This window comes from Bradyrhizobium sp. 142 (genome assembly GCF_023074015.1).
Lineage (GTDB): Bacteria > Pseudomonadota > Alphaproteobacteria > Rhizobiales > Xanthobacteraceae > Bradyrhizobium.
The window spans coordinates 1-19,348 of record NZ_JADPKQ010000390.1; the positions used below are offsets into that span (position 1 = coordinate 1).

Annotated in this window: 18 protein-coding genes, 1 tRNA gene and 1 pseudogene; 11 read left to right on the forward strand and 9 right to left on the reverse strand. The window is 64.2% G+C overall.

Annotated elements, in window-relative coordinates:
- Positions 1-99: 99 nt before the first annotated feature.
- From IVA82_RS35940 to IVA82_RS35955, 4 genes are all read right to left on the reverse strand, one after another.
- The gene (locus IVA82_RS35940) at positions 100-1,491 is read right to left on the reverse strand and encodes a PQQ-dependent sugar dehydrogenase (protein WP_247387082.1); all 1,392 of its coding nucleotides are present in this window, start codon (positions 1,489-1,491) and stop codon (positions 100-102) included.
- A gap of 922 nt (positions 1,492-2,413) precedes the next feature.
- Positions 2,414-3,517 carry a DNA polymerase IV gene (gene dinB / locus IVA82_RS35945; protein WP_247387083.1) on the reverse strand — a complete coding sequence of 368 codons (1,104 nt, stop codon included), beginning with the start codon at positions 3,515-3,517 and terminating at the stop codon, positions 2,414-2,416.
- A gap of 39 nt (positions 3,518-3,556) precedes the next feature.
- Positions 3,557-3,829, reverse strand: a complete 273-nt coding sequence (locus IVA82_RS35950; protein WP_247387084.1) for a hypothetical protein — start codon at positions 3,827-3,829, stop codon at positions 3,557-3,559.
- Positions 3,830-3,999: 170 nt separating this feature from the next.
- Positions 4,000-4,710, reverse strand: a complete 711-nt coding sequence (locus IVA82_RS35955; protein WP_247387085.1) for an SOS response-associated peptidase family protein — start codon at positions 4,708-4,710, stop codon at positions 4,000-4,002.
- On the opposite strand from IVA82_RS35955, the gene IVA82_RS35960 reads away from it, so the two are divergent.
- The gene (locus IVA82_RS35960) at positions 4,628-5,026 is read left to right on the forward strand and encodes a zincin-like metallopeptidase domain-containing protein (RefSeq protein ID WP_247387086.1); all 399 of its coding nucleotides are present in this window, start codon (positions 4,628-4,630) and stop codon (positions 5,024-5,026) included. The two genes, IVA82_RS35955 and IVA82_RS35960, sit on opposite strands and share 83 nt — an antisense overlap.
- Before the next feature lie 349 nt (positions 5,027-5,375).
- On the opposite strand, the gene IVA82_RS35965 is transcribed toward IVA82_RS35960, so the two are convergent.
- Both IVA82_RS35965 and IVA82_RS35970 read right to left on the reverse strand, forming a co-directional pair.
- Positions 5,376-5,452: transfer RNA gene (locus IVA82_RS35965), tRNA-Arg, on the reverse strand.
- A gap of 377 nt (positions 5,453-5,829) precedes the next feature.
- Positions 5,830-7,281, reverse strand: coding sequence for a HAMP domain-containing sensor histidine kinase (locus IVA82_RS35970; protein ID WP_247387119.1), 1,452 nt, complete (start codon positions 7,279-7,281; stop codon positions 5,830-5,832).
- A gap of 458 nt (positions 7,282-7,739) precedes the next feature.
- On the opposite strand from IVA82_RS35970, the gene rpmH reads away from it, so the two are divergent.
- The 10 genes and pseudogenes from rpmH (at position 7,740) to dapE (ending at position 16,632) form a co-directional block, all read left to right on the forward strand.
- A complete protein-coding gene (gene rpmH / locus IVA82_RS35975) occupies positions 7,740-7,874 on the forward strand; it encodes a 50S ribosomal protein L34 (protein ID WP_006609582.1) in 135 nt (44 codons plus the stop codon).
- 24 nt (positions 7,875-7,898) lie between these two features.
- Positions 7,899-8,280: pseudogene (gene rnpA, locus IVA82_RS35980) on the forward strand (ribonuclease P protein component).
- A gap of 13 nt (positions 8,281-8,293) precedes the next feature.
- Positions 8,294-10,138, forward strand: coding sequence for a membrane protein insertase YidC (yidC, locus tag IVA82_RS35985; protein ID WP_247387087.1), 1,845 nt, complete (start codon positions 8,294-8,296; stop codon positions 10,136-10,138).
- A 174-nt stretch (positions 10,139-10,312) separates the two neighbouring features.
- The gene (gene yihA, locus IVA82_RS35990; RefSeq protein WP_247387088.1) at positions 10,313-10,966 is read left to right on the forward strand and encodes a ribosome biogenesis GTP-binding protein YihA/YsxC; all 654 of its coding nucleotides are present in this window, start codon (positions 10,313-10,315) and stop codon (positions 10,964-10,966) included.
- A gap of 38 nt (positions 10,967-11,004) precedes the next feature.
- Complete coding sequence (locus IVA82_RS35995) at positions 11,005-11,331, forward strand: DUF423 domain-containing protein (protein ID WP_247387120.1); 327 nt, start codon at positions 11,005-11,007, stop codon at positions 11,329-11,331.
- A gap of 210 nt (positions 11,332-11,541) precedes the next feature.
- Positions 11,542-12,429, forward strand: coding sequence for an acetylglutamate kinase (gene argB, locus IVA82_RS36000; RefSeq protein WP_148743229.1), 888 nt, complete (start codon positions 11,542-11,544; stop codon positions 12,427-12,429).
- A gap of 74 nt (positions 12,430-12,503) precedes the next feature.
- Positions 12,504-13,490: a DUF1036 domain-containing protein gene (locus IVA82_RS36005; RefSeq protein ID WP_247387089.1), complete on the forward strand. Its 987-nt coding sequence runs from the start codon at positions 12,504-12,506 to the stop codon at positions 13,488-13,490.
- A 186-nt stretch (positions 13,491-13,676) separates the two neighbouring features.
- A complete protein-coding gene (locus IVA82_RS36010) occupies positions 13,677-14,366 on the forward strand; it encodes a pyrimidine 5'-nucleotidase (protein WP_247387090.1) in 690 nt (229 codons plus the stop codon).
- Positions 14,367-14,609: 243 nt separating this feature from the next.
- A complete protein-coding gene (gene dapD / locus IVA82_RS36015; RefSeq protein WP_247387091.1) occupies positions 14,610-15,455 on the forward strand; it encodes a 2,3,4,5-tetrahydropyridine-2,6-dicarboxylate N-succinyltransferase in 846 nt (281 codons plus the stop codon).
- A 10-nt stretch (positions 15,456-15,465) separates the two neighbouring features.
- A complete protein-coding gene (gene dapE / locus IVA82_RS36020; protein ID WP_247387092.1) occupies positions 15,466-16,632 on the forward strand; it encodes a succinyl-diaminopimelate desuccinylase in 1,167 nt (388 codons plus the stop codon).
- A gap of 172 nt (positions 16,633-16,804) precedes the next feature.
- On the opposite strand, the gene truA is transcribed toward dapE, so the two are convergent.
- The 3 genes from truA to def all read right to left on the reverse strand — a co-directional run bounded on the left by truA (position 16,805) and on the right by def (position 19,339).
- Positions 16,805-17,542 carry a tRNA pseudouridine(38-40) synthase TruA gene (gene truA / locus IVA82_RS36025; protein ID WP_247387093.1) on the reverse strand — a complete coding sequence of 246 codons (738 nt, stop codon included), beginning with the start codon at positions 17,540-17,542 and terminating at the stop codon, positions 16,805-16,807.
- A gap of 125 nt (positions 17,543-17,667) precedes the next feature.
- A complete protein-coding gene (gene fmt, locus IVA82_RS36030) occupies positions 17,668-18,603 on the reverse strand; it encodes a methionyl-tRNA formyltransferase (protein ID WP_247387094.1) in 936 nt (311 codons plus the stop codon).
- A 211-nt stretch (positions 18,604-18,814) separates the two neighbouring features.
- The gene (gene def, locus IVA82_RS36035) at positions 18,815-19,339 is read right to left on the reverse strand and encodes a peptide deformylase (protein ID WP_247387095.1); all 525 of its coding nucleotides are present in this window, start codon (positions 19,337-19,339) and stop codon (positions 18,815-18,817) included.
- Between the last annotated feature and the right edge of the window lie 9 nt (positions 19,340-19,348).

Below are 19,348 nucleotides of genomic sequence, written 5' to 3' on the forward strand. Positions count from 1 at the left end.
GGCATCGGGGCGCTCCCTGGATCAGAGAAAAGTCGTTGCGGCACAACAACTTTCGCTGATTCGCGCCCCGGTGCGCTTCAACACTGTGAGAAATGCGAGCTAACGCGAGTCGCCTTTGGTTCTGGTCGATCCGGTCGTGTCGCCCCGGCCGGCGTAGCAAATCCGCCAGATCGTTCCGCCGGTATCGTCGGCCACGAGTAGTGAGCCATCCTTCGCTACAGCGAGAGCCGCGGGACGTCCCCAGACCTCAGCTCGTTGTTTGCCAGACGCCCAGAATCCTGTCGCGAAGTTCTCGTAGTGACCCTCGGGCCGACCATTTCGGAACGGCACGCGCACCACTTTGTAGCCGGTCGGCTCCGAGCGATTCCACGAACCCTTGAGGGCGACGAATGCGCTGCCCTTATATTCAGGCGGGAATTGATCGCCGGTGTAGAAGACGAGATCGAGCACCGAAGAGTGAGGTTCGAACAGCAGGTCGGGCGTGATCGTCGCGTCCACCTTATCGGGCGCGAGTTTGGCGAAGCCCGGCTGCGGATGCTTGCCGATATAAGCGTAGGGCCAGCCATAGAATCCGCCTTGCTGCACGTGGATCATATAATCGGGAGGGAGGCGATCGCCGAGACCGTCTCGCTCTTGCACGACAGCGTAGAGGTCGCCGGTATCGGGATGGAAAGCGAGTGCTGTCGGATTGCGAGTTCCAGACGCGAACGTGGTTTGAGTTCCGTCCTTGTCGAAGCGCTGGATGGTGGCTTTCGGCTCGGGCTCAACCCCGAGATTTCCCGAAGAGCCTACCCCCACAAAAAACGCACCGGTCTTTGGATCGATCGCGAGATGGCGGTTCTGATGACCCTGCGCGATGCCGAACACGCCCTTCTTGGTAATCAGCTCGGCGCCGTACGCGCCGCGTACAGGCTTGCGTGCTTCTGGCGGCACTTCGTCTGCGCGCTGCTGCACCGATCGACCGGCGCGGAGTGCACCGAGAACGTGCGGTACGCGCCAGATGCCGTCTTGATCAGCGACGAGAACATTGCCGTCCTGCCAAGCTAGGCCGTACGGTTTGTTGAGATCCTCCACATGTCGATCGATCCACTTCGCGGGTCCGTCGCCTTCACTGCGCAGCAGAGTAAGATAGCCTGCGCTCTGCTCGGCAACCAGGACGTCGCCGTTGGGCAGCACGAGCAAACGTCGCGGATTGATGAGACCTGCGGCGAAAGCCGTCACGGTGAACCCTGGTGGCACCTGTAGGCTTTGACCATTGAAGGGGACGGTCAATGGGCGATTGGTGACGACCGGCCCGGTCTTTGGCGGCGGCAGGTCAGACGGAGTAACCTGGGAGTGCCGCCCGACTTCGTGCTCGGCGAGGAAATTCTGCTCCAGCCGATCATTATTAGATGAGTTTGCCTGCCGTTGCCCCGCCCAGGCGGCCAAGGCAAGCCCCGCGGCTATTGCCCCGACCAGTGCGAATAGAGAAGTTTTGGCTAACCTGATCATGGCTGGCCCATCCATGAGATTGACCCGTATCCAACAACGAACAAGAACGATCCTGGTTCGGGCCGAGGAGACCGTGTATACCAGTGTTGATTTGGCTCCTACCACCGCGCCATGATGCACCTAAATTTGGTGCAGCGATCTGACGATCCTCTCGCTATATCGGTTTGACGCAGTTTTCCTCCCTCTGTCTGTCCGCCCCCTCCATCCACCGATCTACCCAACCATCCACCTACCCACCTATCGACCCACTCGGCCAGCCTCCCCGCAATCCGCCTATCACCCACCCAGACTGCCTCTACAGATCCCTCTGCGCCTTGCTCGGGGAAACATCCTTCGGACGGCAGGAGGATGAGCGATGAGTGGTCCTGACCTGACAGCGCCTCAACATTCGCGATGATGACGACCCGCGGAGCAACGAAAGTTTCAGATGCGCTTAGCGCACCACCGCCACGTAAACGCGCGGCAGTATGGAATAAAGATCTGACACCCGCCCTGTGAATTGGAAACAACTAACGTTTTCCGAGAGCATCGCCCTTCATCTTCCAACTGTTCGCTTTGCCCCTCCAATTCGAACTTGGAAGAACTCGCCGGGCCAACGACGCGGCTAGGCTGGAGGAGATCGAGAGGCAACCAAAAGAAGGCCTGTGCACACAGCAGCGGAACACGTGGACAACCGGCGCGCCCGGCAATTTCGAATCCCTGCTCTTTGTTAGCTGCCGGAACGTTAGGCTGGCCATCAGGATTCGTCCGGCAGGAGCGATCTCAATGTTGATGTTCAAGGAGCCCGCAATCCGGACGCTGCGGGGTGGGCAATCTCGATCCTCCATCGCCGCCAAAATCAAATCAGCTTCGAGCATTCGATTCTTACTGCCCCTCGCACACCTGCGAGCGGGTTTGGCGACTGCCGTGAATCTATTCCGGATCAAAGCCCGAAATCCAGCTGCGGCTCCGCACCATTTCCGACCTGCAAGGAAGACAGTGACACCCCCAAAAGCCGAACCGGCTTCGGAAAAGGCATGTTGTCCTGCAGCAGACCGATGGCGACTTCGGCGAGGCCGTCGCGGTTGGCAACAGCCGAAGAGACGGACCGGCTGCGCGTGACGATCTCGAAGTCGGCAAACTTCACTTTGAGCGTCAGCGTTCGGGCACGCGTGCCGGCCGATTCGCAATGTCGCCAGACCTTGTCAATCAGCGGTTCAATCTCGGCGATCATGGCCTCGGCTTCGGTAAGGTCGGTCGAGAACGTATTCTCCGCGCCGACGGATTTCCGGGTGCGGTTGGCTCGAACAGGCCGTTCGTCGACGCCGCGCGAAATCCAATAATAGTAGGCGCCCGACTTGCCGAAGTTCGCGTTCATGAACTGCAGCGTCTGGTTGCGCATGTCGAGACCGGTGAATATGCCCAAGGCGTTCATCTTCGCGCTCGTCGCGGGGCCTATCCCGTGGAATTTGCCTACAGGAAGCGTCTCGACGAACGCTGGCCCCATCTCAGGCGAGATGACGAACTGACCATTGGGCTTGCGGTGATCGGAAGCGAGCTTCGCTAGAAATTTGTTGTAGGAGATGCCGGCCGAGGCGTTGAGGCCGGTCTCCGCCTTGATCTTCTCGCGGATGCGCAACGCGATGTCCCTGGCGAGCGGGATGCCTTGGAGATTTTCGGTCACGTCGAGATAGGCCTCGTCGAGCGACAGAGGTTCAATTATCGGTGTGTGCTCGGCGAAGATCTCGCGGATTTGCCGGCTGATCGCCTTGTAGACGTCGAACCGCGGCTTGACGAAGATCAGGTCGGGACACTGCCGCTTCGCGGTCACCGAGGGCATCGCAGAGCGAACCCCAAATTTGCGGGCTTCGTAGCTCGCGGCCGCCACGACCCCGCGCTCTGCCGAGCCGCCCACCGCGACCGGCTTTCCGCGCAGGTCCGGATTGTCGCGCTGTTCCACCGACGCATAGAACGCATCCATGTCGATATGGATGATCTTGCGGTGGGGCGCGTTCGAGACGCCTTGCTCTGAATCGGACCGGACCATCCGTAGATTATAGAGGTTCGCCGTCCATTCGTCGCAGCGTTAGACTAGGTCCTCGGGCGGGCACTCCGGGCAGGCATCGCCAATCGAGTCCAGCACATCGTGAAGCTCAGCGAGGCCCACTTCCGATGATGCCCCGGACGGCGGATCTTGGCGAGCGATCTCGAAGGCGCGCTCGCGCGCGTGCGGATCGGCGCGATCCAGCATCCAACCGTGCGCGTCGCATTCGCGGATGGCGCCGGCTTCCTGCAGCACGGAGATCGCCCAGCCGCGCAGCGTCCGGATCGCCGGTCCTCTCTGTTTCGTCATCAGCATCGAGATGGCTCCAGCCGGGACGAATCCTTGTGCCGCCCGCGTCGTTCCCGGCGCTTAGCACAGAGCAGGGATTCGAAATCGCTGGAGCCGCCGCTTGTCCACGTGTTCCGCCGCCCTGTGCACAGCCGCGAACTCCAATTTGGCAGCAGCTTGCCGCCAAGTTGCCTCGCTCAGGCGGCCAGCGCCGGGTCTTCCTTCTCGCCCGTGGCGACGATCCGCAACGAACCGTCCGGTAGCGGCCGCTGCAACGACTTCGCCTCGTCCCAAGGAGCGCGGAGCCAGACCTCGTATTCTTCCGCCGTCGCCAGGATCACCGGCATCGCCTTGGGGTGGACGGGCTTGACCTCCGCGTTCGGCTCGCAGGTGAGGAATCCGAAGACGTCGGTGGTGATCTCGCCTTCCTTCGCCTTGCGCACACTAGTCCAATTGGTCCACAGCCCGGCAAAGGCGACGAGAGGCCGCGTCTCGTCCAGAGCGAACCAGACCGGCACTTTCTTGCCGTCGATCGTGTCGTACTCGGAAAACGACGTGAACGGCACCAGGCAGCGATGCTCCGGTTCGAGCCATCGCTTCCAGTGAGCGCTGCTGACATTCCTGATGTTCGTCGTGCCGCCGTCCGGCTCCATCCGGAGCAATTCCTTGAAATCGACGGTCTTGTCCTTGGCCTGCAATTTCTCCGCGCGCTTCTTCGTTGCGTCCATCAGGGCCCGCTGCGAGCTCGGCATGCCCCAGCGCGCCATGACGATCTCACGTCGCTCGGCACCGTTGCGCACGATCGGCGCGAGGTAGTCGGGAAAAATGCCTGGCATCGATGGCAGGTTGCCGACACCGCTGTTCAGTGCGCTGAACAGGCGGCGGATCGCGTCGACGTTTTTTGTCATCGAGTGGGTCTTATGCCGATATCGGCATAAGACCCACTGGACGGGACACAAGAGCAGGCTCGACCGCGACCTAAAGAACCGCTTTGGCTCGCGCAGCTACGCGGCCGAAGAACTCATTGCAGAGCTCGGCGCTGCGTTCCTGTGCGCGGAGTTTGGCTTCGATGGTGATCTCCGGCACGCCGGTTATCTTGCCACCTGGATCGATCTGGTGAGGGCGGACAAACGCGCCTTCTTCACTGCCTGCAGCCAAGCCAGCAAGGCGGCTGACTACCTGCGCGGCTTGGCCCTGGCCGAGCCGGCGGACGTCGCTGCCTGAGCGGCGCTGTGTCCCATCTCCAACGCGCCCGTGAGGCGTTCTTTGACACCCACCCGGTGACCGGCGCCACGATCGAAGTCTTCTACGCAGATCGATCGCTGGAGACGTTCGGCTGGTATGGTGCGGGTTGGTTCTGGTGCCAGCGGCAGCGGGGGTACCCAGCCGACGGCCCGGCGGTCGGGCCGTTTCCTACGAGCTACTCAGCCTATCGGGACGCACTGGGCTCTTGCGGAAGCACGCCGAATGCGGATTTTAGGTCAGTGCGCTTCCATATTGCTTCCAAGAGCGAGTTGCATGGAAGCAGAGAGACAGTTCGGCGGGGAAAAACGCTGTATTTGCAAAGCGTTGATGGCGCGCCCGGAACGATTCGAACGTCCGACCCTCAGATTCGTAGTCTGATGCTCTATCCAGCTGAGCTACGGGCGCGTGCTTCGCGAACGGCGATGCGGGCGCTAGCCCGCACGCAGCCTCCAGACAGCGCCGGAGGGGTGCGAAAGAGCGCTCTGACTAACCGCTCTTGCCGGCGTTGGCAAGGTCTGCCTGGGCGGTATTTTGGGGCCAAAAGATCATATTCGACGTCATTCCGGGATGGCCCGAAGGGCCAGACCCGGAATCCATAACCCCAGCGCTGGTTATGGATTCTCAGATGCGCAATTGCGCATCATAGCTCGCAACTTCGTTACGCCCGGGAATGATGGGGGTGCGAGGCGGGGCCACGCGCCAAGACCTTACCGCGCCAAGACCTTACGATGTGAGCTTGACGATGTGAGCTTGGCGCCCCCGCAAGTAGGCCCCCCGGCCGACTACGCCCGCGCCCGCTCGTTGCGGACCGAGAGCAGCTCCACCGGGCGGTCGGGGATGACGATCCGGAAGGTGGCGCCGAGGGTGCCTTCGACCAGATGGATGTCGCCGCCATGGGCGCGGACGAGCTCGGCGGCGATGGCGAGACCAAGGCCGCTGCCGCCAGGGCGGCCGGAGGTCTGGAACGCCTCGAACAGGTGCTCCCGGGTCTTCTGGGGCACGCCGGGGCCGGTGTCGGAGACCTCCAGAATGGCAACGGCGCCTTCGCGCTTGCCCGTGATCCGGATCTGCCGCACGCCGCCGTCGCCGCCGCCGGACGAATGGCTTTCCAGCGCCTGGGCGGCGTTGCGAACGAGGTTGAGCAGCACCCGGAACAGCTGGTCCGGATCGGCATCGATCGTGAGCCCGCGCTCGATTGCGGCAACCCAGGCGATCGAAGCCTCGTTGGCGAGGCCCGCGGTCTCGCGCACCTCCATGACGACGGGCTCGATCAGCATGATGCGGCGGTCGGGCGCGGCTTCCTGGGCGCGGCCGTAGGACAGCGTCGACTGGCAGAAGGCGATGGCGCGCTCGAGCGAGCGCACCAACTTCGGTGCAAACCGCTGCACCCGCGGATCGGGCACGCTGGCAAGCTGATCCGACAACAGCTGCGCCGAGGCCAGCAGGTTGCGCAGATCATGGTTGATCTTGGACACGGCAAGGCCGAGCGCTGCGAGCCGGCTCTTCTGATTCAGCATCGACATCAAATCGCGCTGCATGTCGGACAATTCGCGCTCGGCGACCCCGATCTCGTCGCTGCGCTGGCTCGGCACGATGATTCGCGCCGAGCTTTCGGGGTTTTCATGGAAGCCGATCAGGCTCGCGGTCAGCCGCCGCATCGGCCGCACGAACAGATAATGCAGCGCAAGATAGACGAGGCCCGCGGTCAGAGCCGCGATGATCAACGCGACCACCACGACGTTGCGGGAGAAGCGATACATGGCCTGCCGCAGCGGCAGCTCGTCGGTGACGATTTCGATGAACTGGGCGTTGCCGACGCCGGGGCCGACGATGCGGATCGCCCGGTTGCCGGTCTCCAGCATCATCCGGAACGAGCCGGTGATCGCTTCCCACGCCGTCATGTCGCGCAGGTCGATGTCGTGCCCGATCGCGGACGGCAAATTGTCGCTGGCAAGCAGCCGGCGCTGCTGGCCCATCTTGATCGCGACCGCGCGGGCATTGATGCTTTTCAGGATCTGCCGCGACAGCGAATCGGGAACCATGCCGAGCGGGGCGGCATCGAGCACCAGCGCCGCCGTGTTGGCCGCCGCCACGCGGTCGTTCAGCCGGTTGACCCAGAAGTTGGCGATCGCAGGCACGTAGAGCAGGACGGCCGCGATCATCACCAGGGGGATGGTCAGCAGCAGCAGCTTGCCGGACAGGCCGAGCCCGCGCGGGCCGCGCAGCCGCGTCACCGGCTGGTCCGCCTGGTCTCGCTGATCCGAAACGCGATCCAGATCCTGGGTCCGCTGGAGGTCTGTCGCTACCACGAAGTTCGCCCCTGCTGGCCTTGGCTGACGAAGCATGCGACCCGCCCGGGGGGCCGGTCAAATTACGGATCGCTAATCTCGCCAAGTACGATGTAAGCGTGGATACGGCGAGTCGCTACCTCAAGGGGTAAAACCCCGACGAAACAGTGGTATTCAAGTGACATTCACGTCGCATTCGCGTCGTATTCCCTCGGCCCGCGCGGTCCTGCAGCGTTGACGAGAAGGGGACGGTCGCTTATAAGCCGCGCAAATTGTCCGCGATGACCCGGCGTGATGCTGGGAGCGGCTCTCTTAGGGCCGGAAAAGGGCCCATTTTGGGCCGCATCTTCCGGACTTTATCATCAATTCTACAGGCAAATTGCCCGGTCAGCGGAGAGAAACCCGTGAAGCGGACTTATCAACCCAGCAAATTGGTGCGCAAGCGCCGTCACGGCTTCCGTGCCCGCCTCGCCACGACCGGCGGTCGCAAGGTTCTCGCCGCCCGCCGCGCCCGCGGCCGCAAGCGCTTGAGCGCCTGAGCCTGACCCTTTTGGGATTTCATCATGGATCGGCTGAGGCAGCGGGTGGATTTCCTCGCCGTTGCCAATGGCGCGCGGGTGAATAGCCCCGCGTTCGTCCTGCAAAGCCGTGGCCGCGACGACAGCGGCCCGATCCGGATCGGCTTCACCGTTACCAAAAAGAACGGCAACGCCCCCCAACGCAATCGCATCCGGCGCCGGCTTCGCGAACTGGTGAAGCGGCTCGATCCGGTATCGATGCAACCCCATCATGATTATGTGCTGGTCGGCCGAAGGGACGCGCTCACGCGCGACTTCGCCGCCATGCTCGACGATCTGCGCATAGCGTTTACACGGCCCGCGGCGGCATACGGCCAAGGGGCGCGGCCAGCGGCCGGGCCCCGCGACAAGCCGCAAACCGGATTGATGACGAGAGAATGATGACCGACAACCGCAATACCATCCTCGCCGTCATCCTGTCGGGTCTGGTCCTGATTGCCTGGCAGTATTTCTACAACGTGCCGGCGATGGAGAAGCAGCGCGCCCAGCAGCAGACCCAGGCCGAGCTTCAGAAGACCACGCCGCAGCCGACGGCCTCCGCGACGCCGGGCGCCACGCCCCAGGCCGGCGGCACAGCCCAACCGTCAACGCCGGCCGCGAACCAGCAGGCCCAGCCGGTCGTCAGCCGCGACAGCGCCATTTCGGCCAGCCCGCGCGTGAAGATCGACACGCCGCGGCTTTCCGGCAGCGTCTCGCTGAAGGGCGGCCGCATCGACGACCTTGCGCTGGTGCAGTACCGCGAAACCGTCGATCCGAGCTCGCCGCCGATCATCCTGTATTCGCCCTCGGGCACGGCGGAGCCCTATTATGCCGAGTTCGGCTGGGTGCGGGCGACGGGCGTGACCGCGAAGCTGCCGGACTCCCAGACGCTCTGGCAGCAGGACGGCAGCGGCAGCCTGACGCCCTCGACGCCGGCGGTGCTGAAGTGGGACAATGGCGAGGGCCTCACCTTCCGCCGCACCATCTCGGTCGACGATCACTATCTCTTCACCGTCAAGGACGAGGTGACCAATGTCGGCAACGCGCCGGTCACGCTCTATCCGTTCGCGCTGATCTCGCGCCACGGCACCCCGCAGGTCTCGGGCTACTACATCCTGCATGAAGGCCTGATCGGCTATCTCGATGGCTTGCAGGAATACGCCTACAAGAAGATCGACGAAGCCAGGCAGGTGAACTTCAAGGCCACCAATGGCTGGCTCGGCATCACCGACAAGTACTGGGCCTCGGCGCTGCTGCCGGATACCAGCGCTCCGTTGCAGGCGCGCTTCTCGTCGAACCCGGTCGGCAACGTCCACACCTACCAGACCGACTATCTGCTCGATCCCGTCACCGTCGCGATCGGCGGCACCGCGACCGCGAACGCGCGATTGTTCGCCGGCGCCAAGGAAGCCGGCGTCGTCGGCGTGTTCCCGCTCGCAGGCCTCGGCGGCTACAACAAAGAGCTCGGCCTCAACCATTTCGATCTGCTGATCGACTGGGGCTGGTTCTACTTCATCACCAAGCCGATGTTCCTCGGCCTCGACTTCTTCTATCGCTTCTTCGGCAATTTCGGCGTCTCGATCCTGCTCGTGACCGTGATCGTGAAGCTTTTGTTCTTCCCGCTGGCGAACAAGTCCTACGCCTCGATGGCGAAGATGAAGTCGGTCCAGCCGCAGCTTCAGGCGTTGAAGGAGCGCTATCCCGACGACAAGGTGAAGCAGCAGCAGGAGATGATGGAGATCTACCGCAAGGAGAAGATCAATCCGGTCGCCGGCTGTCTTCCCGTGGTGATCCAGATCCCGGTGTTCTTCTCGCTCTACAAGGTGCTGTTCGTCACCATCGAGATGCGGCACGCGCCGTTCTTCGGCTGGATCAAGGACCTCTCCGCGCCCGATCCGACCAACCTGTTCACCCTGTTCGGGCTGATCCCGTTCGATCCGACCACGATCCCGCTGTTCGGCCATTACCTCGCACTCGGCATCTGGCCGATCATCATGGGCATCACGATGTGGTTCCAGATGAAGCTGAACCCGACGCCGCCGGATCCGACCCAGCAGCTCATCTTCAACTGGATGCCGCTGATCTTCACCTTCATGCTGGCGGGCTTCCCGGCGGGTCTCGTGATCTACTGGGCCTGGAACAACACGCTCTCGGTGCTCCAGCAGAGCTTCATCATGCGCCGCAACGGCGTGAAGGTGGAGCTGTTCGACAATCTCAAGGCGACGTTCGCGAAGAAGGCGACGTAGCCGTCCGACACTGCCAGGCAAAAAATGCCTCCACATCGTCATGCCCGGGCTTGTCCCGGGCATCCACGTTTAGGAGGGCGCCAAGCGGACAGGCGTGGATGGCCGGGACATTTTGAACGGGAAAGACGCGCTTCGCGCTTTTGCCCGGCCATGACGAGAGGATAGACCCTTCGCATGACTGAGAAGTCAGACGACAACCTGATCGAAACCGGGCGAAAGCTGTTCGCCCGCGACTGGCAGTTCATCTGGGCCTCGCCCTCGATCGAAACGCTGCCGCCGATGGCGGGGCTGGAGATTGCCTTTGCCGGGCGCTCCAATGTCGGCAAGTCGAGCCTGATCAACGCGCTCACCGGCCGCAACGCGCTCGCGCGCACCTCGCACACGCCGGGCCGCACCCAGGAGCTGATCTTCTTCGAGGTCCCGGGCAAGGCCGACCTGCGGCTCGTCGACATGCCCGGCTATGGCTATGCCAAGGCGCCCAAGTCCCAGGTCGCATCCTGGACCGACCTGATCCACAAATTCCTGCAGGGGCGCGCCAGCCTCGCGCGGGTCTACGTGCTGATCGACGCGCGGCACGGGCTGAAGGACGTCGATCATGAAATCCTGGGGACGCTCGACCGCTCCGCCGTCAGCTACCAGATCGTGCTGACCAAGGCCGACCAGGTGAAGGCCTCCGAGCTGCAATCGCGCATCGCCGAGACCGGCGCTGCGCTCGCCAAGCATGCCGCCGCGTTTCCGGATGTGCTGACGACCTCGTCGCGCTCGGGAGCCGGAATGGCCGAGCTGCGCGCCGCGATGGCGCGGCTGCTGGAAGAGCGCAGCACTTGACGGCTGCGTTCCGCCTGCTGATCGCCCTCGCCGGATTGATGGGCGCCGCCGGCGTCGCGCTGGCAGCCGCGTCCGCACATGGCGGCGATGCGAGCCGGCTTGCCTCCGCGAGCGCGATGCTGCTGTTTCATGCAACTGCCATACTTGCGACGGTCGCGCTGATCGAACGCGGCCTTCTGCATGGCGGAATTGGTCTCGTCGCCGCCTTCGGCTTCGCGATCGGCGCCGCGCTGTTCGCGGGCGACCTCACCTTGCGGCAATATGCGGGACATGGGCTGTTTCCGTACGCGGCGCCGACCGGCGGGACCACGATGATTTTGAGCTGGCTGGTGGTGAGCGTGGCCGCGGTGGTGCGGCGGAAGTGAAATCCTTCCCTTCTCCCCTTGTGGGAGAAGGTGGCGCGAAGCGCCGGATGAGGGGTCTGCCTCTGCGGATAAGAGACCCCTCACCCGTCTCGCCGCTATTGCGGCGATCCACCCTCTCCCACAAGGGGAGAGGGGAAGAACATCACTTTGCGCCTCGCCCGGCAATCGGATAGAACGCGGCCCGACAGTCCCGCCAGCGAGATCCGCCTCATGACCGACATCTCCCCGCTCGACCAGGCCCGCATCCTGTCCGAAGCGCTGCCGCATATGCAGCAGTATGACGAAGAAACCATCGTCATCAAATATGGCGGCCATGCCATGGGCGACGAGGAGACCGCGAAGAACTTTGCCCGCGACATCGTGCTGCTCGAGCAGACCGCGATCAACCCGGTGGTGGTGCACGGCGGCGGGCCGCAGATTGCGACCATGCTCAAGCGCCTCGGCATCGTTTCGGAATTCGCGGCCGGCCTGCGCATTACCGATGCCGCCACCATCGAGATCGTCGAGATGGTGCTCGCCGGCTCCATCAACAAGTCGCTGGTCGGCTACATCAACGAGGCCGGCGGCAAGGCGGTCGGCCTCTGCGGCAAGGACGGCAACATGGTCACCGCGACCAAGGCGACGCGCACCATGGTCGATCCGGACTCGCATATCGAGAAAGTGGTCGATCTCGGCTTCGTCGGCGAACCCGAGAAGGTCGATCTCACTTTGCTCAACCAGCTGATCGGCTACGAGCTGATCCCGGTGCTGGCGCCGCTCGCGACGTCGAAGACCGGACAGACCTTCAACGTTAACGCCGACACCTTTGCCGGCGCTGTGGCCGGCGCGCTCAAGGCCAAGCGGCTCTTGCTGCTCACCGACGTGCCGGGCGTGCTCGACAAGTCGAAGAAGCTGATCCCGCAACTGTCAGTCAAGGACGCGCGAAAGCTAATCGCCGACGGCACCATTTCCGGCGGCATGATCCCGAAGGTCGAGACCTGCATCTACGCGCTCGAACAGGGCGTGCAGGGCGTCGTCATCATCGATGGCAAGATGCAGCACGCCGTGCTGCTCGAGCTCTTCACCAATCAGGGCACGGGAACGCTGATCCACAAGTGACGGGCGAGCACGACCAAGGGAGAGAGGAGCCGAGGGGGCGGCGACGCCGCCGCTCGGCTTTCACCCGTTTCCTGATGACGCTGCCGGCAGCAGTCGTGTCGTTCGTGTTCTCCTCCGCCCCTGCCCTTGCCGACCTGAAAATCTGCAACCGCATGTCCTATGTCGTGGAGGCCGCGATCGGCATCGACGACAAGGCGGCGACCGCGACGCGCGGCTGGTTCAGGATCGATCCCGCCACCTGCCGCGTGGTGGTGCAGGGCACGCTTTCGGCCGACCGCATCCTGCTCAACGCCCGTGCGCTCGGCGTCTACGGTGCTTCCCCGATCCCGCAGAACGGCAGCGACATGCTGTGCGTGGCGCAGGACAATTTCGTCATCGCCGCGGCGCGCCAGTGCCGCAGCGGCCAGACTCAGGCCGCTTTCACCCAGATCACGCCAAGCCGGGGCGACGACGGCAACTTTACCGCCTATCTTGCCGAGGATTCCGAATATGACGACGAGCAGGCACGGCTCGCCGGCATCCAGCGGCTGCTGCTGATCGCCGGCTATGACGCGGCGCCGATCGACGGCGTCGACGGGCCGAAGACGCAGGCAGCCCTTGCCGCCTTCCTGAAGAGCCGCGGGCTGCCGTCCGACACCGCGTCCTCGCCGAACTTGTTCAAGACCATGGTCGAGGCGGTGCAGACGCCGTCGCCGACCGGCCTGACCTGGTGCAACGACACGCCACACAAGGTGATGGCGGCGGTCGCCACCGACGACGGCAAGTCGGTGACGAGCCGCGGCTGGTATCGCATCGACCCCAGGACGTGCCTGCATCCCGACGTCACCGGCCAGCCCAGGCAGATCTTCAGCTTCGCGGAAGCCATCGACGCCGACAACCGCGCCGTCAAGCTGAAGGACCGGCCGCTGAACTGGGGCGGCGACAGGCAGCTCTGCACCCGCGAGACCAAGTTCGAGACCAACGAGCAGACCGACTGCCCCGCGCGCGGATTTGTGGCGACCGGCTTTGGTGCGGTCGACATGAGCAGCGGCGGCAAGACGCTGCGCTTTGCGATGCCGTGATCGTGGCGCCACATTCTCCGCCGTCGTCCTGGCGAAAGCCAGGATCCATTACCCCGGCATTGTGTTTGGCGAAGAACGACAACCACAGTGCCCCGCTGATGGGCCGCGGAGTATGGGTCCTGGCTTTCGCCAGGACGACAATTTGAGAGCGGGGCGGCAGCGCCGCTCAACAGGTAGAGAATCGCAATGAACCCACCCCGCGCCTTCACCCACATCGACACCTGGGTGTTCGACCTCGACAACACGCTCTATCCGCATCACGTCAATCTGTGGCAGCAGGTCGATGCGCGGATCGGAGAGTTCGTTTGCAACTGGCTCAACGTGACGCCCGAGGAAGCGCGAAAGATCCAGAAGGATTATTATCTGCGCTTCGGCACCACCATGCGCGGCATGATGACCCTGCACGGCGTGCGCGCCGACGATTACCTCGCCTATGTGCACAAGGTCGATCATTCGCCGCTGGAGCCGAACCCCGCGCTCGGTGCAGCCATCGCAAAGCTGCCGGGACGCAAGCTGATCCTGACCAACGGCTCGGCCAGCCATGTCGATGCGGTGCTGGCACGGCTCGGTCTCGCGACGCATTTCGACGGCGTGTTCGATATCATCGCGGCGGAGTTCGAGCCGAAGCCGGCGCCGCAAACCTACCGGAAATTTCTCAGGCAGCATGCGGTCGACCCGACCTGCGCCGCGATGTTCGAGGACCTCGCCCGCAACCTCACCGTCCCGCACGAGCTCGGCATGACCACGGTGCTGGTGGTGCCCGATGGCACCAAGGAGGTCGTGCGCGAGGACTGGGAACTGGAGGGCCGCGATGCCGCCTATGTCGACCATGTCACGGATGACCTGACGGGGTTTTTGGGCGAGCTGTCGCGTTGAGGCCGTAGCCCGGATGGAGCGCAAGCGAAATCCGGATCGCGCCGCCGGAGAGACTTTCCCGGATTGCGCTTCGCGAAATCCGGGCTACGCGGCTGCTGTCTCGATTCATCATGACCGCCGCGGCGTACTGGATCACCCGCTTTCGCGGGTGATGACAGCGAACCAAGCTTGACTCCACCCCGCCAAATCCCGAAAAAGCGCTCCAATCCATCACAAATCCTGCCCTCCCGAGAGGAAATCCCGATGTCGCTCCAAGCCCTCGAATCCACCATCAACGGCGCCTTCGAAGCGCGCGACGGCATGTCGACCACGACCAAGGGCGAGGTGCGCGAGGCCGTGGATCAGGCGCTGGAGAGTCTGGACAAGGGCGAGGCGCGCGTCGCCGAGCGCGGAGGCGACGGCAAGTGGAAGGTCAATCAATGGCTGAAGAAGGCCGTGCTGCTGTCGTTCCGCCTCAACGACATGGGCGCCATTCCCGGCGGTCCCGGCAAGGCGACTTGGTGGGACAAGGTGCCCTCGAAGTTCGACGGCTGGGGCGAGAACCGGTTTCGCGACGCCGGCTTTCGCGCGGTGCCCGGCGCCATCGTGCGCCGCTCGGCCTTCATCGCCCGCAACGTCGTGCTGATGCCGTCCTTCGTCAATCTCGGCGCTTATGTCGATGAGAGCACCATGATCGACACCTGGTCGACGGTCGGCTCCTGCGCGCAGATCGGCAAGCGCGTGCACATCTCCGGCGGCGTCGGCATCGGCGGTGTGCTCGAGCCGCTGCAGGCAGAGCCCGTGATCATCGAGGACGATTGCTTCATCGGCGCACGCTCCGAGGTCGCCGAAGGCGTGATCGTGCGCAAGGGCGCGGTGCTGTCGATGGGCGTATTTTTGGGCGCCTCGACCAAGATCGTGGACCGCGAGACCGGCGAGATCTTCATCGGCGAAGTACCGGAATATTCGGTGGTGGTGCCCGGCGCGCTGCCCGGCAAGCCGATGAAGAACGGCCAGATGGGCCCGAGCACGGCCTGCGCCGTCATCGTCAAGCGCGTCGATGAGCGGACGCGGTCGAAGACCAGCATCAACGAATTGTTGCGGGATTGATTGGGCGCGCATGACCGATGCTCTGTCCATTGCCCGCGATCTCATCCGCTGCCCCTCGGTAACCCCGGCCGACGCCGGTGCGCTTGGGGTGCTCGAAAAAGCCCTCACTGCAGCCGGCTTCATTTGCCACCGCGTGACGTTCTCGGAGCCCGGCACTGCCGACGTCGACAATCTCTATGCGCGGATCGGCACTGAGGGGCCGCACATCACCTTTGCCGGCCATACCGACGTGGTGCCGCCCGGCGACGAGAGCGCCTGGAGCGTCGGCGCGTTCTCCGGCGAGGTGAAGGACGGTTTGCTGCACGGCCGCGGCGCGGTCGACATGAAGGGCGGCATCGCCTGCTCGGTCGCCGCGGTGCTGGAGCATCTCGCGGCCAACGGCGGCAAGCCGCGCACCGACGGAAAGGGCTCGATTTCGTTCCTAATCACCGGCGACGAGGAAGACGTCTCCATCAACGGCACCATCAAGCTGTTGAAGTGGGCCGCCGAGCGCGGCGAGAAGTTCGACCATTGCGTGCTGGGCGAGCCCTCCAATGTCGAGACGCTCGGCGACACCATCAAGGTCGGCCGCCGCGGCTCGCAATCCGGCACGCTCTATGTCGACGGCGTGCAGGGCCATGTCGCCTACCCGCACCGCGCCGCCAATCCCGTGCCGGATATTTCGCGGCTGATCGTGGCAATCAGTGACGAGCCGCTCGACCACGGCAGCGCGGCGTTCCAGGCCTCCAATCTCGAATTCACCTCGGTCGACGTCGGCAATAGCGCCTACAACGTCATCCCCGGCCAGGCCCGTGCAAAGTTCAACATCCGCTACAACGACAATCACACCCAGGCGAGCCTGCGCGAGCTGGTCGAGACGCGACTGACAAAAGCCTGCGGCAACCGCATCCGCGCCCGCATCGTCTGGGAGCCGTCGAACTCCAACGTGTTCGTCACCAAGCCCGGCCCATTCACTGAGCTTGCGGTCGCCGCGATCGAGGAGGTGACGGGCCGCAAGCCGGAGCTGTCGACCTCAGGCGGCACCTCGGATGCGCGCTTCATCTCGAGCTATTGCCCGGTGATCGAGTTCGGCCTGGTCGGCCAGACCATGCACCAGATCGACGAGCGCGTGCCCGTGGCGGATTTGCAGAAGTTGACGCAGGTGTATCGCGGGATTTTGGCAAGGTATTTTGGGTAGAACGCTGGCCTTACGCTCCGTCGTCGCCTCCCACTCCGCTGTCATCGCCCGGCATTGACCGGGCGATCCAGTATTCCAGAGACGGCAACGATTGACCGAGAGGCCGCGGCATACTGGATGCCCCGATTTCGCGGAGCATGTCACTGAGGGTGCGGCGAGAGCGCGCGTCTCTCTAATAATCCACCTTCACCAGATAGAGTCCGTCCGGCGGGGCGACGATGCCGCAGGCGGCGCGGTTGCGGGCTTGCAGGGCTGCAGTGAGATCGTCCGCAGTCCAGCGGCCTTCGCCGACCCAGACTAGCGAGCCGACCATCGACCGCACCTGACTGTGCAGGAACGAGCGCGCCGAGGTGAGGATCGTCACCTCGCGGCCGTCGCGCAACACGTCGAGCTGATCGAGCGTCTTCTCCGGCGACCTGGCCTGGCACTCGGTGTCGCGGAACGTGGTGAAATCGTGCCTGCCAAGCAGTCGCTTTGCCGCCGCATGCATCGCCTCAGTGTCGAGCCGGCGCGGCACCCGCCAGGCGTGGCCGATGTCGAGGGCGAGATTGGCGCGGGTGTTGACGATGCGATAGCGGTAGTGGCGCTTGACCGCCGAGAAGCGCGCCTCGAAGGCGTCGGGCACGATCTCGGCCTCGAGCACCCCGATCGGAGCGGGGCGCAAATGCGCGTTGAGCCCGTCGCGAAACCGGCCTGACGGAAACTGCTTCTCGATGTCGACATGCGCGACCTGGCCGAGCGCATGCACGCCGGCATCGGTGCGGCCGGCGCCATGCACCCGCGCGTCCGCGCCGGTCATCGCCTTCACCGCAGCTTCGAGCGCGCCCTGCACCGAGGGCAGCGTCTCCTGCACCTGCCAGCCGAAGAACGGTGCGCCGTCATATTCGATGGTGAGCTTGTAGCGGGGCATCGTTTCCAATTCTGCCGTCATCGCCCGGCTTGACCGGGCGAATCCGCCCAGTACGCTGCGGCCCTTCCGTTCAACCGAGAAGTCTCGGCGTCCTGGATACCCCGCCTTCGCGGCGTATGACAGCGTCAGGTGAAGTTGGCACCCGCCTTCAGCGGCACACCGCGCAGGAAGTCGGTCGCCTGCATGCGCGCCTTGCCTTCGCGCTGGAGCTCGAGAATGCGGATCGCGCCCTCGCCGCAGGCGATGGTGAGCTGATCGTCGAGCACTGCGCCCGGAGCGCCGGAGCCCGTCGCCAGCTCGCAGCGCAGGATTTTCAGGCGCGCATTTTCGCTGACGTCTGCGAGCTCGCTCCAGGCGCCGGGAAACGGCGACAGGCCGTGGATATGGCGCAGCACGTCGCGCGCAGGCTTTGTCCAGTCGATCCGCGCCTCGGCCTTGTCGATCTTGGCGGCATAGGTGACGCCGTCCTCGCTCTGCTTTTTGAGCTGAAGGGCGCCGCGGTCGAGCGCCGCCATGGCGCGCACCATCAAATCGGCGCCGAGCCGGGAGAGGCGGTCGTGCAGGTCGATGGCGGTCGTGCTGTCCGTGATCGCGATGCGCTCGGCCATGGCGATGTCGCCGGTATCGAGCCCGACGTCCATCTTCATCACCATGACGCCGCTCTCGGCGTCGCCGGCCATGATGGCGCGGTTGATCGGCGCAGCCCCGCGCCAGCGCGGCAACAGCGAGGCGTGCAGATTGTAGCAGCCGAGCTTCGGCGCATCGAGGATGGCCTGCGGCAGGATCATGCCGTAGGCGACGACAACCGCGGCATCGGCATCAAGGGCGCGGAACGCGTCGAGGGCTTCCTGTGTCTTCAACGTCTTCGGCGTCAGCACGGGCACGCCGAGTCTTCGCGCGGCCTCTTCGACCGGCGTCGGCTGCAATTGCAGCCCGCGCCGCCCGCCCGGCTTCGGCGCGCGGGTGTAGACCGCCACGATCTCGTGGCCATGCGCGACCAGCTCGAGCAGCGTCGGCACGGAGAAATCGGGCGTGCCCATGAAGATGAGGCGAAGGGACATGACAAGAACTCGATACGTTCCCTCCCCCCTTGTGGGGGAGGGCTAGGGAGGGGGGTGCCACACGACGCGCTCTCTCGGTTTAAGCTCGAGTGCCTTGTTGCTGGCGCTCGCAAACGACGAGCACCTTTTGCTGGGCTACCCCCTCCCTGACCTCCCCCACAAGGGGGGAGGGAGCAGAGCGGAGCGCGCGGCAGCACCAGTCGCTTACTACTCACTCCCCGCGCTTGGCGGCTTTCTCGAACTTCTTGAGCACGCGGTCGCGCTTGAGCTTTGATAGATAGTCGACGAACAGCACGCCGTTGAGATGATCGATCTCGTGCTGGATACAGGTGGCGTAGATGCCTTCGGCGTCCTCCTCGTGCACCTTGCCGTCGAGATCAGTGAAGCGCACGCGCACCTTGGCGGGACGTTCGACCTCCTCGTAATATTCGGGGATCGACAGGCAGCCTTCCTCGTAGACCGACAGTTCCTTGGACGAGGCGAGAATTTCGGGATTGATGAAGACGCGCGGCTCCGGCTTGGTCTCGCCGTTCTCGTCGCGCTTGGCGAGGTCCATGGTGATGAGCCGCAGCGGTTGCGCGACCTGGATCGCCGCGAGCCCAATGCCGGGCGCGTCGTACATGGTCTCGAGCATGTCGTCGGCAAGCTTGCGGATCTCCGGCGTGACCTTCTCGATCGGCTTGGAGACCAGACGCAGCTGCCTGTCGGGCAGGATGATGATTTCTCTGAGGGCCATGGCCGCGAT

Coding starts and splice junctions, on each gene's coding strand:
- IVA82_RS35940 (WP_247387082.1), bottom strand. CDS start 1,491: ATGATCAGGTTAGCCAAAACTTCTCTATTCGCACTGGTCGGGGCAATA.
- dinB (WP_247387083.1), bottom strand. CDS start 3,517: ATGGTCCGGTCCGATTCAGAGCAAGGCGTCTCGAACGCGCCCCACCGC.
- IVA82_RS35950 (WP_247387084.1), bottom strand. CDS start 3,829: ATGCTGATGACGAAACAGAGAGGACCGGCGATCCGGACGCTGCGCGGC.
- IVA82_RS35960 (WP_247387086.1), top strand. CDS start 4,628: ATGCCTGGCATCGATGGCAGGTTGCCGACACCGCTGTTCAGTGCGCTG.
- IVA82_RS35955 (WP_247387085.1), bottom strand. CDS start 4,710: ATGACAAAAAACGTCGACGCGATCCGCCGCCTGTTCAGCGCACTGAAC.
- yidC (WP_247387087.1), top strand. CDS start 8,294: ATGACCGACAACCGCAATACCATCCTCGCCGTCATCCTGTCGGGTCTG.
- yihA (WP_247387088.1), top strand. CDS start 10,313: ATGACTGAGAAGTCAGACGACAACCTGATCGAAACCGGGCGAAAGCTG.
- IVA82_RS35995 (WP_247387120.1), top strand. CDS start 11,005: ATGGGCGCCGCCGGCGTCGCGCTGGCAGCCGCGTCCGCACATGGCGGC.
- argB (WP_148743229.1), top strand. CDS start 11,542: ATGACCGACATCTCCCCGCTCGACCAGGCCCGCATCCTGTCCGAAGCG.
- IVA82_RS36005 (WP_247387089.1), top strand. CDS start 12,504: ATGACGCTGCCGGCAGCAGTCGTGTCGTTCGTGTTCTCCTCCGCCCCT.
- IVA82_RS36010 (WP_247387090.1), top strand. CDS start 13,677: ATGAACCCACCCCGCGCCTTCACCCACATCGACACCTGGGTGTTCGAC.
- dapD (WP_247387091.1), top strand. CDS start 14,610: ATGTCGCTCCAAGCCCTCGAATCCACCATCAACGGCGCCTTCGAAGCG.
- dapE (WP_247387092.1), top strand. CDS start 15,466: ATGACCGATGCTCTGTCCATTGCCCGCGATCTCATCCGCTGCCCCTCG.
- truA (WP_247387093.1), bottom strand. CDS start 17,542: ATGCCCCGCTACAAGCTCACCATCGAATATGACGGCGCACCGTTCTTC.
- fmt (WP_247387094.1), bottom strand. CDS start 18,603: ATGTCCCTTCGCCTCATCTTCATGGGCACGCCCGATTTCTCCGTGCCG.
- def (WP_247387095.1), bottom strand. CDS start 19,339: ATGGCCCTCAGAGAAATCATCATCCTGCCCGACAGGCAGCTGCGTCTG.